Here is a 13,692-nt window from a genome sequence, read left to right on the forward strand (position 1 = left end):
TCGGCGAACCGCCGCCGCAGCTCGGCGGAACGCTCGGGGGAGGGGGGATACGGGGGACGCATAGCTGGCTCGTGCCCTCTCACGACGATCGGTTACCGGCCGGAGTCGAGGTCATCCGGCTCCCGGTAGTGGTGGTAGGCGTGGTGCGCGGCGAAACCCATCCCGGCGTACAGCGCACGCGCTCCCTCATTCTCGGCCTCGACCTGGAGCCACGCGGCCGACGCGCCCTCGTCGAGGGCCCGCCGGGCCAGCGCCGCCATCACGGCCGTGCCCAGCCCCTGCCGCCGCAGCTCCGGATCGACCTCGACGGCGGCGAACCCGGCCCACCGCCCGTCGACCACACACCGCCCGATGGCGGCCGGAGCGGCCCCCTCCGCGGCACCGGGCCGGGTCGCGAACCACACGGACGGTCCGCTCCCCAACACGCGCAACGCGACCTCGCTCAGGCCCTTGCGCTGGTACCGGGCCAGCCACGCCTCGCCGGCCTCCCGGGACAGCGCGACCCCCGAGGGCTCGGCGAGGTCGGCGACCGGTGCCAGCGGCCCGACCCACACCTCGGCGGTCACTTCCCGCACCCAGCCCCGCGCCTCCAGCTCCGCGCACAGCAGCTCCTGCGTGCCCTCGGCGCCGGTCGCGGTCTGGACGTAGGCGGGCAGGCCCCGCTCGGCGTACCACCGCCGAACGGCGTCGAGGGCCTCGTCGAGGGACACGCCCGGGTCACCGAGCGGCAGCACCGAATTGGCCCGCCGCGTGAACCCGGACGCGGCCCGCAGCTCCCAGTCCCCGAGCCGCTCGCTCTCCACGGGCCGCCAGGCGCGCGCGGCGACCCGGGCCAGCTCCTCGTAGGAGGCGGCCGGACCGCGGCGCCGCGCCGGCGCGGCGGGCACGACCTTGCCCGCGACCAGCGCGGATTCCGCGATGCGGACGTTCTCGCCACTCCTGCGTGTGATCAGCAACACACCTTTGTCCCATGATGTGAGAACTCCGACCGTGTCGGTGAACTTCTCACCTGGAGCCTCATGTTCGATCAAGCTCCGTACAGAGACCCGTTTGCCCACGTCAGCAGCGGTGATACGGACCTCGAGTCGCCCAGCGGCAGAGATTTCCACAGGTCAGTTCACCCCTCCTGTTCGGATCATGCCCAGGAACGGAGATACTAGGGGCGGGCATCGACGACGCCGCGCTCCCGCGCGCCAGGCGGCGGAGCCTGAGGAGGCCCGCCAGCGCCCTATCGAGGAGGAACGACAGCGTGACCTACGTCATCGCGCAGCCTTGTGTCGACGTCAAGGACAAGGCGTGCATCGAGGAGTGCCCGGTCGACTGCATCTACGAGGGCTCCAGGTCCTTGTACATCCACCCGGACGAATGCGTCGACTGTGGTGCCTGTGAGCCGGTCTGCCCGGTCGAGGCGATCTTCTACGAGGACGACACTCCGGAGGAGTGGAAGGACTACTACAAGGCGAACGTCGAGTTCTTCGACGAGCTCGGCTCGCCCGGCGGCGCCAGCAAACTGGGGCTGATCGAGCGCGACCACCCCTTCATCGCCGCGCTGCCGCCGCAGGCCTAGTCACCGCAAGCGGCCCGCACATCCGTGCCGCCTCGGTCCCGTACGGCCCGATCACGCCCTGGTCGCCGTACGGGGCCGAGGCGTTTGCCGCGACGGCTCGTACGTACCAGAAAGTGAGCCAGAAACCGTGTCCGCAGTCTCCGACCGTCTTCCGACTTTCCCCTGGGACAAGCTGACGCCGTTCAAGGCCACGGCCGCCGCCCATCCGGACGGCATCGTGGATCTGTCGGTCGGCACCCCGGTCGACCCGGTCCCCGAGCTGATCCAGAAGGCGCTGGTCGCCGCGGCGGACTCCCCGGGCTATCCGACCGTCTGGGGCACGCCCGAGCTGCGCGACGCGATCACCGGCTGGGTCGAGCGCCGCCTCGGCGCCCGGGACGTCACCCACCGCCACGTCCTGCCGATCGTCGGCTCCAAGGAGCTCGTCGCCTGGCTCCCGACCCAGCTGGGCCTCGGCCCCGGCGACCGGGTGGCCCACCCGCGCCTGGCCTACCCGACGTACGAGGTGGGCGCCCGACTGGCCCGCGCCGAGTACGTGGTCTACGACGACCCGACGGAGCTGGACCCCGAGGGCCTGAAGCTCCTCTGGCTGAACTCCCCGTCCAACCCGACGGGCAAGGTCCTGTCGAAGGCGGAGCTCACCCGGATCGTCGCCTGGGCCCGCGAACACGGCATCCTGCTCTTCTCCGACGAGTGCTACCTGGAGCTGGGCTGGGAGGCCGACCCGGTCTCGGTGCTGCACCCGGACGTCAACGGCGGCTCGTACGAGGGCATCGTCGCCGTCCACAGCCTCTCCAAGCGCTCGAACCTGGCCGGCTACCGGGCGGCGTTCCTGGCCGGCGACCCCGCGGTCCTGGCTCCCCTCCTGGAGATCCGCAAGCACGGCGGCATGATGACGTCGGCACCGACCCAGGCAGCGGTGATCGCGGCCCTCGGCGACGACGACCACGTCCGCGTCCAACGCGAGCGCTACGCCGCCCGCCGCGCCCTCCTGCGCGAGGCTCTCCTCGCCCACGGCTTCCGCATCGACCACAGCGAGGCCAGCCTCTACCTGTGGGCCACGCGAGGCGAATCCTGCTGGGACACGGTGGCTCACCTGGCCGAACGAGGCATCCTGGTCGCCCCCGGCGACTTCTACGGCCCGGCAGGCGCCGAGTTCGTCCGGGTCGCCCTGACGGCGACGGACGAGCGGGTCGCGGCGGCGGTGGAGCGTCTGTAACCCCTGCGGCAGGCCTGGCTGCGGGCAGTCGTTCCGCTGGGGCGATGGGGATCCCTCCTGCTCGAGCGAAGCCGAGAGCCTGGGGGAGGGTGGGCACGGCCGACAACGCCGGGCACCGGCCAAGACACCTCAGCCGCACCGACCCGGACACACACGAGCCGACGGGGTCCAGGGAAACTCCCTGGACCCCGTCGGCGGCAAGACCCGGTGTCAGCCAACCGGCAGCGAGTCAGCCGACGGCACCCCGCCCTTCGTCAGGGAGTCGGTCGGCAGACCACCCTGCGCCGAACCAGCCGCGTCACCGACGAGCTGCCCGGCGGAGCCCGCCGCGTCACCGGCGGCCTTCTGCGCGACCGGCGTGGTCTTCTTGACCGCCTTGCCGCCGGTCTTGCCCGCGGCCGGCACCGCCTTCTTGACGGTCTTGCTGCCGGTGTCACCCGCGGACTTGGTGACGTTCTGCGCCGCGCCGTCGACGGTGTCGCCGACGTTCGCCCCGTCCAGGGCGGTCAGCCCGCCGAGGTTCGGGGTGGCCGGCAGCTCAGGGGCCGCGCTGGCGGAGCCGGCCGCACCGACCCCGGCAGCCGCTCCCGCAGCGACGATCAACGCGGCACGGGCGATCCGGCGGGTCAGGGGGAGGGACATGGTGCTCCTTCGACGGGAGAGAACGGTGAGGTTGGGAAGTGTCCGGCCGGGTCCGGGAGTTGATCGACTGGCTGTTGATCTCCCCGGCTCGGACGCAGTGACTACCGCTCGAAGCCCGCGAAGGTTGCGGCGCCGCAACGTAAAGAGTTGGTAATGCGGCGCATTATCGCCTGCGGATAAAGACGGGCAAAGAGGCTCCCGCCGGAAAGCTCGCCGAATCCTTCCGGCCCTTTGTTTCCAAGGGTTCTCGCGGTTTCCGGGTGAGGACACGAAAACCCGCGCACACCGTCGCCACCACGCCGTACGGGTAACCCCCGGGGGTGAAGCCCCGTACCCCTGCGCGATCTAGCCCATCGTCACGATACGGACGGCGTCCGCGTCCCGCTCCGCACCCGCCGTGCCCTTCGCCGTGGCGTCCCGCCACTCGCTGGCGGTGTTCCCGGCGACCCACTCCCGCCCCGCGTACGTGACGCGCGCGATGTGCAGCTCGGAGGCGTTGGCCACGGCCCAGTGCGCCAGCTGCCAGCCGCGCTGCTCCACGCTCCGTCCGCCGGCGGAACTCGTCTCGGGGGTTACCGGCAGCGTCACGGTCCGCCCGCCGGACCCGCCCGTACCGCTCGGGGACGGCGTCGGCGTGGCCGCCGGCGAGCGGCCCACCTCCGCACCGGCCGGCTCCAGCACATCGCGCCCGAAGTCCCGCACGAGCGCCGCACGCACCCCGTCCGGGCCCGTCGCCCGGGTCGCGGCCGGGCGGCCCTCACAGGTCAGCGTGGCCGCGGACTGCCCGGTGAGAGCCGCGGCGAGCAGCGCCGCGTCCGGCTCGTGCTTGGCGTAGGCCTGCGGGAAGCCGCTGCGCTGCACGCGCTGCGCGGCGACCGTGAGCGGCAGCCGCGTGTAACCGGGCACCTTGACCAGGTGGTCGTAGAACTCGCCGGCCGAGTACGTCGGGTCCATGATCTCCTTCGGCGTGCCCCAGCCCTGCGAGGGCCGCTGCTGGAACAGGCCGAGCGAGTCCCGGTCGCCATGGTTGATGTTGCGCAGGGCCGACTCCTGGAGCGCGGTCGCCAGCGCGATGGTCACGGCCCGCTCCGGCAGGCCGCGTCCGTCACCCACGGCGGCGATCGTCGCCGCGTTCACCGCCTGCTCGGGCGTGAACTCGTACGACGCCCCGTCGCCCTTGCCGGAGACGACTTTGCAGCCCGGTCCGCCTGTGCCTCCGGTGACGTACTGCACCACGAGGTAACCGGCGACCGCGAGCAGGATCACGAACGCGGACCCGCATCGGAAGAGGCGGCCGCGACGCTTGGGAGGAGAGGACGGCTCTGGCACGCCGTACAAGGTACTGGAGAGTACGGAGTGCCTTGAGCCAGGTGTGGACAGAGTGCGCACGCCTGGCGCGTTAGGGTCGACGGCATGGCCGACACCTCACTTGACCTCACGCTGGACGCCGCGGAGCTCACCGCCCGGCTCGTCGATTTCCGTTCCGAGAGCGGCACCGAGAAGCCGCTCGCGGACGCGATCGAGACCGCGCTGCGCGCGCTGCCCCACCTGACGGTCGAGCGGTTCGGCAACAACGTCGTGGCGCGGACGAACCTGGGCCGCCCGGAGCGGGTGATCCTGGCCGGTCACATCGACACCGTCCCGATCGCGGACAACGTCCCCTCCCGGCTCGACGAGGACGGCGTCCTGTGGGGCTGCGGCACGTGCGACATGAAGTCGGGCGTCGCGGTCCAGCTGCGCATCGCGGCCACAGTCCCGGTCCCCAACCGCGACCTGACCTTCGTCTTCTACGACAACGAGGAGGTCGCCGCCGAGCTGAACGGCCTCAAGCACGTCTCCGAGGCGCACCCCGAGTGGCTCCAGGGCGACTTCGCGGTCCTCCTGGAACCGTCGGACGGCCAGGTCGAGGGCGGCTGCCAGGGCACGCTGCGGGTGCTGCTGAAGACCAAGGGCGAGCGGGCCCACTCGGCGCGCGGCTGGATGGGCTCCAACGCCATCCACGCGGCCGCCCCGATCCTGTCCCGCCTGGCCTCCTACGAGCCGCGCTGGCCGGTGATCGACGGCCTGGAGTACCGCGAGGGCCTGAACGCGGTGGGCGTCACCGGGGGCGTGGCCGGCAACGTCATCCCCGACGAGTGCGTCGTCACCGTCAACTTCCGCTACGCGCCCGACCGCACGCCCGAGGAGGCCGTGGCCCACGTCCGGGAGGTCTTCGCGGACTGCGGCGTGGACGAGTTCGAGGTGGTCGACCACAGCTCGGCCGCGATGCCGGGCCTGTCCCACCCGGCGGCGAAGGCGTTCATCGAGGCGGTGGGCGGAACCCCGATGCCGAAGTACGGCTGGACGGACGTGTCCCGCTTCTCGGCCCTGGGTGTCCCCGCGGTCAACTACGGCCCGGGCAACCCCCACTTGGCGCACAAGCGGGACGAGCGCGTGGAGATCGCGAAGATCCTCGCGGGCGAGGAGCGCCTGCGGACCTGGCTGACGGCCTGACCGGCCGGAACGCCATCGTGTTTTACGGCGCTCGATCGCGGACATGCTCACGTCCCTCGTTCGTAACCCGCGTAGATCTACGCTGAGGCGGAACGACCGGCACGACGGAGGGAGCGCACATGGCGACCGGCAACCCCGAGGGGAAGAAGCAGCCGCCGGAGGAACAGCGCCTGGGCCCGGTCCTCCGGCGGCGGGGGCAGGTACAGGCGAGCACGACCGACCAGCGGCTGCTGGACGAGCGCGCCCCGTCCGACTGGGTGCACACCGACCCCTGGCGCGTGCTGCGCATCCAGTCGGAGTTCATCGAGGGCTTCGGCGCGCTCGCCGAACTCCCGCCCGCGATCAGCGTGTTCGGATCGGCCCGGACTCCGGCGGACTCGCCCGAGTACGAGGCGGGTGTCCGGCTCGGCCGGGGCCTGGTGGACGCAGGGTTCGCGGTCATCACGGGCGGCGGCCCGGGCGCGATGGAGGCGGCCAACAAGGGTGCCCTGGAGGCCAAGGGCATCTCGGTCGGCCTCGGCATCGAGCTGCCGTTCGAGCAGGGTCTGAACCCGTACGTCGACATCGGCCTCAACTTCCGCTACTTCTTCGTCCGCAAGATGATGTTCGTCAAGTACGCGCAGGGCTTCGTGGTCCTGCCGGGCGGCCTCGGCACGCTCGACGAACTCTTCGAGGCCCTCACCCTCGTCCAGACCCAGAAGGTCACCCGCTTCCCCATCGTCCTCTTCGGCAGCGAGTACTGGGGCGGCCTGGTCGACTGGCTCCGCCGCACGGTCATCGCCCAGGGCAAGGCCGCGGAGAAGGACCTCCTGCTGTTCCACGTCACGGACGACGTGGACGAGGCGGTGGCACTGGTGTCGAAGGAAGCGGGCAGGTAGAGGCGGGCCGGGCTCCCTGGCCGAGCGAGTCGGGTGGCGGGTGGGCACAGGCCGGGGGCCCAGGGGGCGCAGCCCCCTGGTACCTCAGGTCAACGCCCTAGGCCAGCCCACGCCGGGCAACCGCAGGCTCCCGCCACCCCGCGATCGCCGCCACCATGTCCAACACCTGCCGCGTCTCCGCAACCTCATGCACCCGGTACACCTGTGCCCCCAGCCACGCGGACACCGCAGTCGTAGCCAACGTCCCCACCACCCGCTCCTTCACGGGCCGATCCAGCGTCTCCCCGACAAAGTCCTTGTTGGACAAAGACACCAGCACCGGCCACCCCGTGGCGACCATCTCGTCCAGCCGCCGGGTCGCCTCCAGGCTGTGCCGCGTGTTCTTCCCGAAGTCGTGCCCGGGGTCGATCATGATCGACTCCCTCGGCACGCCCAGCGCCAGCGCCCGCTCGGCCAGCCCGACCGTCACGTCCAGGACGTCGGCCATGACGTCGTCGTACTCCACTCGATGCGGCCTGGTCCGCGGCTTTGCACCACCCGCGTGCGTGCACACCAACCCCACCCCGTACCGCGCGGCGACCGCGGCAAGCCCCGGATCGACCCCACCCCACGCGTCGTTCAGCAGGTCCGCCCCGGCCTCGCACACGGCCGCCCCGACCTCGGCCCGCCACGTGTCGACGCTGATGATCACCTCTGGGAACCGCCGCCGCACCTCCGCCACGAAGCCGACCGTCCGCCGGGCCTCCTCCTCGGCCGTGACCTCCTCGCCCGGCCCGGCCTTGACCCCGCCGATGTCGATGATCGCGGCTCCCTCGGCCGCCGCCTGCTCCACGCGCGCGAGGGCGGGCTCGTCGCGGAAGGTCGCGCCCCGGTCGTAGAAGGAGTCCGGGGTCCGGTTCACGATCGCCATGATCACCGGTTCGTGCGGCCCGAATTCCCGCCTGCCCAGCCTGAGCATCCGCTGTGACCTTTCCTGGTACGTCCCCGTCTTCCGCCGCCTGCGACCCTAACCGTCGGAGTCGCATGGCACGATCGGAGCCTGACACCATCCGTGTCCGAAGACACCGACACATCCGACCGTGGGGGCTCCGCGATGGTTATGTTCCTGTTCCTGGTCCTCGCGCTAGCCGTCGTGGTCGCCGCGGTGACCCTCGCCGTGGTGGGCGGCGGCGAGAACGGCCCGCTGCCCGAGGCCGCTCCCGAGCGGCTGCGGGACCCGCTGCCCCCGGACCGCCCGATCGACCGTGCCGACGTGGAGAGCCTCCGCTTCCCGCTCGCCGCCCGCGGCTACCGTATGGCGGACGTGGACGACGCCCTCAGCCGCCTCGGCGCCGAACTCGCCGAGCGTGACGCCCGTATCGCCGACCTGGAGTCGGCTCTGGCGGGCGCCCGGGCGGCCGTCGGCCACGGCCCGGTCTCCAGGGAGAACCACACCTGCGCTGAGAACCACGTGTCCATGGACAAGCCCGCCCCGGGCCAGGAGGACCGGCCATGAGTGACGGCGCCGCCCTCGCCGGCCCGGACGGCGCGCTGCGCTGCCCCTGGGCCCTGTCCACCCCGGAGTACGTGGCGTACCACGACGAGGAGTGGGGCCGCCCGGTCCACGGCGACGACGCGCTCTTCGAGCGCCTCAGCCTGGAGGCCTTCCAGTCGGGCCTGTCCTGGATCACGATCCTGCGCCGCCGCCCCGGCTTCCGCGCCGCCTTCGCCGACTTCAAGATCGCCTCGGTGGCCGCCTTCACCGACGAGGACCGCGAGCGCCTCCTGGCCGACGCCGGAATCATCCGCAACCGCGCCAAGATCGACGCGACGCTCGCCAACGCGCGCGTCCTGGCCGAGTGGGCCCCGGGCGAACTGGACGAGCTGATCTGGTCGCACGCCCCCGAGCCGGGCACCCGCCCGGTCCCGGAGGCGCTCTCCGACGTCCCGGCCGTCACCCCTGAGTCGACGGCCCTGTCCAAGGCGCTGAAGAAGCGGGGCCTGCGCTTCGTCGGCCCGACGACGGCGTACGCGCTGATGCAGGCCTGCGGACTGGTCGACGACCACCTCCAGGCCTGCTCCGCGCGTCGCACCTGACGCCGTGGCAGCAGGTCAGCGGCCCAGATACCGGGGCTTCTCCTTGTTGACGAAGGCCTGCACCGCGATCGCGTGGTCCTCGGAGGAGCCCGCCCGGGTCTGGAGCTCGTCCTCCTTCTCCAGGGTCTCCTCCAGGGAGTGCGTCAGCCCGTAGGCCATCGACTCCTTCAGCGCCGCATACGCCACCGTCGGCCCCTCGGCCAGCGCCCGCGCCACCTTCTCGGCCTCCGCCCGCAGCTCGCCGGCCGGCACCAGCCGGTTGGCGATGCCGAGCTCGTAGGCCTCCTGCGCGCTGATGCTCCTCGGGAAGAGCAGCAGGTCGGCCGCCCGCCCGGGGCCGATCACCCGCGGCAGCGTCCAGGAGATCCCCGAGTCGGCGGTCAGCGCCACCCCGGCGAACGAGGTGTTGAACGCGGCCGTGTCCGCCACGATCCGGTAGTCCGCCGCGAGCGCGAAACCGAAGCCCGCCCCGGCCGCCACCCCGTTCACGGCGGCGACGACCGGCTTCGCGGCCTCGGCCAGCGTCCGCACGATCGGGTTGTAGTGCTCCCGCACCGTGCTCATGGTCTGCCCGGAACCGGTCTCCCGGTCCTCGATCAGCAGTCCGATGTGCTCCTTGAGGTCCTGCCCGACGCAGAACGCCCGGTCACCGGCGGCGGTCAGCAGCACCGCCCGTACGGCGGTGTCGTCCGCCGCGGACCGGACCGCCTCCCGCAGGGCGACCTTGGCCGCCACGTTCAGCGCGTTCATCGCCTCAGGGCGGTTCAGCGTGATCGTCGCGAGTCCGTCGCTCACCTCGTAGAGCACGGTGTCGGCCATGGGGTATCCCCTCCGTGTCGCCGCTCGGGGACGTACCGGCCGGTACGTCCCGGGTCTGAGGACAGCATGACGGAGATCGCCGACGCGTGATCGGACCGGACATGTGACCTGCGTCAAAGAATTATCGTCCGGATCCGTTCGGCGGAAGTGTGTGCGGTGGCGGAGTATCGCAGTCACATCGCCGAATTGAGTGGTTTTGCTCGCGTGCGTTGCCCAAGCGATGCCGACTGATGTTGGTCATCGGGTCCTGAGATGCGGGATAATGGCTTGGAAGCAATGTGTTCGATGCCGGTGTCGCGTGTCCTGCCTCAAGGACAGCACTGTGCCCTTCTTCAGGGGGCCGTCGGCCTTGACGATGAGCTGGGTTTCAGGAAGGGGAACGAGCATGGCGGCCATGAAGCCGCGGACGGGTGACGGCCCGCTCGAGGTGACCAAGGAGGGGCGGGGCATCGTCATGCGCGTTCCGCTCGAAGGCGGCGGTCGGCTCGTCGTCGAGCTGACCCCGGACGAGGCCGACGCCCTGGGCGATGCCCTCAAGAAGGTCGTCGGCTGACGCGCGAGCGACCATACCCTTTCAGCTGCCCCGGCATCGTTTGAGGTGCCGGGGCAGCTGTTTTCTCACCGATGACTTTCGCCTGCCCCGGGTTCCGCTCCACTAACGTGCGACCCGGCTACCGTTTCACCGCGCACAGCAGCCCGTCGCCCACCGGCAGCAGGGACGGCACCAGCTCCTGGCTCTCGCGCACCGCGCGCAGCAGCTCCCGCAGTCGCAGCACCTCGGTGGGCTGCGGACCGGAGTCCACCGTCCGGCCGTTCGCGAAGGCGCCCTCGAAGACGACGAGCCCCCCGGTGCGCAGCAGCCGCAACGATTCAGCGAGGTAGTCCATGACCTCCAGGCGATCGCCGTCGCAGAAGACCAGGTCGTAGCCCGCGTCCGCGAGCCGGGGCAGCACGTCCAGGGCGCGGCCCGGGATGAAGCGGGCCCGGTTGCTGGCGAAGCCGGAGGCGCGGAAGGCCTGGCGGGCGAACTGCTGGTGCTCCGGCTCGGGATCCACGGTGGTCAGAACCCCGTCCGGGCGCATACCGTGAATGAGATGGATCCCGGAGACGCCGCAGCCGGTCCCGATCTCCGCGACTGCCTTGGCGTCGACGGAGGCGGCCAGCAACCGCAGCGCGGCGCCCGTGCCGGGCGACACCGAGCGCAGACCCGCCTCGCGGGCCCGGTCGCGGGCCCAGCGCAGCGCGTCGTCCTCGGCGACATAGGCGTCGGCGAACGCCCAGCTCGTCTGCCGGTTGCCGGTAATGACCCTCTCCTGTCCCCGTGAATGCCTGGGCGTGACTGTATCCGTTGGGCCCGGGAACCCGCAGATGGGACCGGTCGTTTAAAGGGATGAGCCAGTGGCGCGGGTCGTGACGGGGGGCAGGCAGTGGATCGAGGCACCGAGCAAGTGCCGACGCAGCAGTACGAGGCGTATCAGCACAGATCAAATTCTCGTAAAACCGCTTATCCGGTCCTAACGGGCGAGGTGGCTATGGTAGGGGCTCCACTGGACACCACCAGAGCTGACAGGGGAGGTGCGGCTGCGCCTGTGGATAGAGGAGGAGTGCTCCGGCGCTTCTTCACATCCCCGGCGGGCAGGCCGACATCCGTGAACGACACTGCTGACCACAGCCACGCCGCTGACTTCGCCCAGACCGCGACCTTCACCACCGACGCGGACGGGCAGGCGTGGACTCCGCCCACGTGGGAGGAGATCGTCAGCACGCACAGCGGCCGGGTCTACCGGCTCGCCTACCGCCTGACCGGCAACCAGCACGACGCCGAGGACCTCACGCAGGAGGTCTTCGTCCGTGTCTTCCGTTCACTGTCGACGTACACGCCGGGCACCTTCGAGGGCTGGCTGCACCGCATCACCACGAACCTGTTCCTGGACATGGTCCGCCGCAAGCAGCGCATCCGCTTCGACGCGCTCGGCGAGGACGCGGCCGAGCGGCTGCCCAGCAAGGAGCCCTCGCCGCAGCAGGTCTTCAACGACGCGCACTTCGACGCGGACGTCCAGCAGGCCCTCGACACCCTCGCCCCCGAGTTCCGCGCCGCGGTCGTCCTCTGCGACATCGAGGGACTGTCGTACGAGGAGATCGCCGCGACCCTCGGCGTCAAGCTCGGCACGGTCCGCTCGCGCATTCACCGTGGCCGCTCCCAGCTGCGCAAGGCCCTCGCGCACCGCTCCCCTCAGGCGCGCGCCGAGCGCCGCTCCTTCGTGCCCCGTGTTCCCGCACTGGGAGGAGGGGGCGCGAGCGCGTGAGCGGATCACGGCCGAAAGCTTCCGAGGGACACCTCGCAGAGCAGCACCTGGGAGACCGACTCTCCGCCCTGGTGGACGGAGAGCTCGGTCATGACGCGCGTGAGCGCGTACTGGCGCACGTGGCCACCTGCCCGAAGTGCAAGGCGGAGGTGGACGCCCAGCGCCGGCTGAAGAACGTCTTCGCGGCGGCGGCCCCGCCGCCCCCCTCCGAGAGTTTCCTGGCCCGCCTGCAGGGACTACCCGCGGGCGGTGGCCCGGAGGGTGATGCCACACCGCCGGGCGGGGGAGGGTTGCCCGGCGGACTGGCCGGACGGTTCGGATCGCCCGGGGCCTTCGGAGCGAAGCGCGGCGGCCGGCTCGAGTTCGGGTACGTCCCGGCCCGGCCGCACGTCCCCGTGCTGCCGTCCTCCGCGGGGAACCAGGGCCTCCCCTCGGGCGACCGAGGCCTGCCGTCCGACGGCCGGGGCCTTTCGGCGGGCAGCCGGGGCTTCCGTATCCACGACGTCGGCCGGCACGAGCCCGAGAGATCCTCCTCGCGGCTGCGGTTCGCCTTCGCGGCCGCCGGAGCCGTGTCCCTGGCAGCGCTCGCACTGGGCGGCGTCACCACCGGCACCCCGACCGACACGGAGGCCCGCGGCGGCTCCGGCACGGGGAGCAACGTGACACCGATGCGCACGCAGGGCACGGGCGCCGCGACGCAGCCCGAATCCCAGCGGCGCCGCGGTACGGGGCCGCTGCTCGGACAGGTGCACGGCCAGAGTGTGCTCGGCCGCACCCCGGTCGCCCCGACCGAGGTGTCCGCACCCCTGCTGCCGGGTGTGCCGCATTCCGCCGCAGGGCAGCACGCCGTGCACGCGCTGGCCGCCCCGGTGATGGCCGGTGCCGCCGCCGTGTCCCCGCTGATAGGTCCGCTCGAGGCGGCCCCGCCGGCCGCCCTGAGCTCGTGGTCCGTGGTCCCCGAGATCGCGGCACCCCTGTTCGCCGTGCCCCTCCCGGACACGACCTCGTCCCCCTCTCCTCCCGCCTCCTCCCGGACGGCCCGCTGACCGGCCGCTGCGCGTCGGCGAGCGAACCTGATTGAATCCGGGGGTGGCGCCCGCGGCCGAGGCGTGGCCGTGGCGCCGATTCGACGAACTGCGGCTACCGCCGTCGAGCCGTGCCGCGGCTGTGGGGAGAGCATGAACGAGGGGAAGCCCACGAAGGCCAAGTGGTGGAGCCGTCCTCGGCCGCAGGGCCTTTCGGGGGAGCCGGAGAGTACGGGGCCGGCCCCGGGGGGCCTGGCTGACACCGACGGCGACTTCGAGCTGGCGCGGCCCGCTGCGCGGCAGGCCGACGACGGTGGCGACTACGAGTTGAGGCGCCCCGAGCCGGTACCGGCCGACGGCGAGCCCGCCCGGGTGCCCGCGGGGATGCCCGCTGAGGGCGCCGAGGACGGTGTGCCCGCCGCGTCCGCCGCGTCCGCCGTACCGGCCCAGGGCGGACCTGCCGCGAGCGCGGTGGAGGCCGGGAACGCCACCTCCGCCGTGCCGGTCGACGGTGCTTCCGAGCCACTGCACGATCCCGACCCGTACAGCACGCCGCCCTACGGTGAACCCGGCCCCTGGGCGCCCGCGCCGCCGGTGCAGCATCCGGCGGCGACACCTGCGCACGGCGTGACGACAGCGGACCGGCCGGCCATGCCCGGCCCGCCCG

At 72.0% G+C, this 13,692-nt stretch carries 15 protein-coding genes and 1 pseudogene; 10 read left to right on the plus strand and 6 right to left on the minus strand.

Annotated features, from left to right (window positions below):
* Positions 1–92: 92 nt before the first annotated feature.
* The gene (locus AOQ53_RS15530; protein WP_059417768.1) at positions 93–1,109 is read right to left on the minus strand and encodes a GNAT family N-acetyltransferase; all 1,017 of its coding nucleotides are present in this window, start codon (positions 1,107–1,109) and stop codon (positions 93–95) included.
* A gap of 140 nt (positions 1,110–1,249) precedes the next feature.
* Between AOQ53_RS15530 and fdxA the strand changes: the two genes are divergently transcribed.
* Positions 1,250–1,567, plus strand: a complete 318-nt coding sequence (fdxA, locus tag AOQ53_RS15535) for a ferredoxin (protein ID WP_010047804.1) — start codon at positions 1,250–1,252, stop codon at positions 1,565–1,567.
* A 127-nt stretch (positions 1,568–1,694) separates the two neighbouring features.
* The gene (locus AOQ53_RS15540) at positions 1,695–2,786 is read left to right on the plus strand and encodes a bifunctional succinyldiaminopimelate transaminase/glutamate-prephenate aminotransferase (RefSeq protein ID WP_059417770.1); all 1,092 of its coding nucleotides are present in this window, start codon (positions 1,695–1,697) and stop codon (positions 2,784–2,786) included.
* Positions 2,787–2,996: 210 nt separating this feature from the next.
* Here AOQ53_RS15540 and AOQ53_RS15545 read toward each other — a convergent pair whose 3' ends face one another.
* Positions 2,997–3,428, minus strand: a complete 432-nt coding sequence (locus AOQ53_RS15545; RefSeq protein WP_059417772.1) for a hypothetical protein — start codon at positions 3,426–3,428, stop codon at positions 2,997–2,999.
* Positions 3,429–3,773: 345 nt separating this feature from the next.
* Positions 3,774–4,757: a heavy metal transporter gene (locus tag AOQ53_RS15550; RefSeq protein WP_078945324.1), complete on the minus strand. Its 984-nt coding sequence runs from the start codon at positions 4,755–4,757 to the stop codon at positions 3,774–3,776.
* A gap of 84 nt (positions 4,758–4,841) precedes the next feature.
* On the opposite strand from AOQ53_RS15550, the gene dapE reads away from it, so the two are divergent.
* The gene (gene dapE, locus AOQ53_RS15555) at positions 4,842–5,921 is read left to right on the plus strand and encodes a succinyl-diaminopimelate desuccinylase (RefSeq protein ID WP_059417776.1); all 1,080 of its coding nucleotides are present in this window, start codon (positions 4,842–4,844) and stop codon (positions 5,919–5,921) included.
* Between the two features lie 119 nt (positions 5,922–6,040).
* The gene (locus tag AOQ53_RS15560; RefSeq protein WP_020270827.1) at positions 6,041–6,799 is read left to right on the plus strand and encodes an LOG family protein; all 759 of its coding nucleotides are present in this window, start codon (positions 6,041–6,043) and stop codon (positions 6,797–6,799) included.
* A 97-nt stretch (positions 6,800–6,896) separates the two neighbouring features.
* Here AOQ53_RS15560 and folP read toward each other — a convergent pair whose 3' ends face one another.
* The gene (gene folP / locus AOQ53_RS15565) at positions 6,897–7,757 is read right to left on the minus strand and encodes a dihydropteroate synthase (protein ID WP_059417778.1); all 861 of its coding nucleotides are present in this window, start codon (positions 7,755–7,757) and stop codon (positions 6,897–6,899) included.
* Positions 7,758–7,892: 135 nt separating this feature from the next.
* On the opposite strand from folP, the gene AOQ53_RS15570 reads away from it, so the two are divergent.
* Together AOQ53_RS15570 and AOQ53_RS15575 are read left to right on the plus strand one after the other, a co-directional pair.
* A complete protein-coding gene (locus AOQ53_RS15570; protein ID WP_078945325.1) occupies positions 7,893–8,294 on the plus strand; it encodes a DivIVA domain-containing protein in 402 nt (133 codons plus the stop codon).
* Positions 8,291–8,875 (plus strand): DNA-3-methyladenine glycosylase I, encoded by a 585-nt coding sequence (locus AOQ53_RS15575; protein ID WP_059417782.1) that lies wholly within the window; start codon positions 8,291–8,293, stop codon positions 8,873–8,875. Before AOQ53_RS15570 ends, AOQ53_RS15575 begins: the two co-directional genes overlap by 4 nt.
* A 15-nt stretch (positions 8,876–8,890) precedes the next feature.
* Here the strand turns inward: AOQ53_RS15575 and chcB are convergent, their stop codons facing one another.
* Positions 8,891–9,694 carry a 2-cyclohexenylcarbonyl CoA isomerase gene (chcB, locus tag AOQ53_RS15580; protein WP_059417784.1) on the minus strand — a complete coding sequence of 268 codons (804 nt, stop codon included), beginning with the start codon at positions 9,692–9,694 and terminating at the stop codon, positions 8,891–8,893.
* Between the two features lie 385 nt (positions 9,695–10,079).
* Here chcB and AOQ53_RS41065 point away from each other — a divergent pair, with 385 nt between their 5' ends.
* The gene (locus AOQ53_RS41065; RefSeq protein WP_003966491.1) at positions 10,080–10,247 is read left to right on the plus strand and encodes a DUF3117 domain-containing protein; all 168 of its coding nucleotides are present in this window, start codon (positions 10,080–10,082) and stop codon (positions 10,245–10,247) included.
* Positions 10,248–10,365: 118 nt separating this feature from the next.
* Here the strand turns inward: AOQ53_RS41065 and AOQ53_RS15585 are convergent, their stop codons facing one another.
* A complete protein-coding gene (locus AOQ53_RS15585) occupies positions 10,366–11,064 on the minus strand; it encodes an O-methyltransferase (protein WP_330219348.1) in 699 nt (232 codons plus the stop codon).
* A 162-nt stretch (positions 11,065–11,226) separates the two neighbouring features.
* Here AOQ53_RS15585 and sigE point away from each other — a divergent pair, with 162 nt between their 5' ends.
* The 3 genes and pseudogenes from sigE to AOQ53_RS15600 form a co-directional block, all read left to right on the plus strand.
* Entirely contained in the window at positions 11,227–12,000 is a 774-nt protein-coding gene (gene sigE, locus AOQ53_RS15590) for an RNA polymerase sigma factor SigE (RefSeq protein ID WP_236711701.1), read from the plus strand.
* Positions 11,997–13,046 (plus strand): anti-sigma factor family protein, encoded by a 1,050-nt coding sequence (locus tag AOQ53_RS15595; RefSeq protein ID WP_059417789.1) that lies wholly within the window; start codon positions 11,997–11,999, stop codon positions 13,044–13,046. The genes sigE and AOQ53_RS15595 overlap by 4 nt, the downstream gene beginning before the upstream one ends.
* 132 nt (positions 13,047–13,178) lie before the next feature.
* Positions 13,179–13,692: pseudogene (locus AOQ53_RS15600) on the plus strand (protease); the annotation flags it as partial.

Origin of the sequence: Streptomyces azureus (assembly GCF_001270025.1) — a bacterium.
In the GTDB taxonomy this organism is placed as follows: Bacteria; Actinomycetota; Actinomycetes; order Streptomycetales; family Streptomycetaceae; genus Streptomyces; species Streptomyces azureus.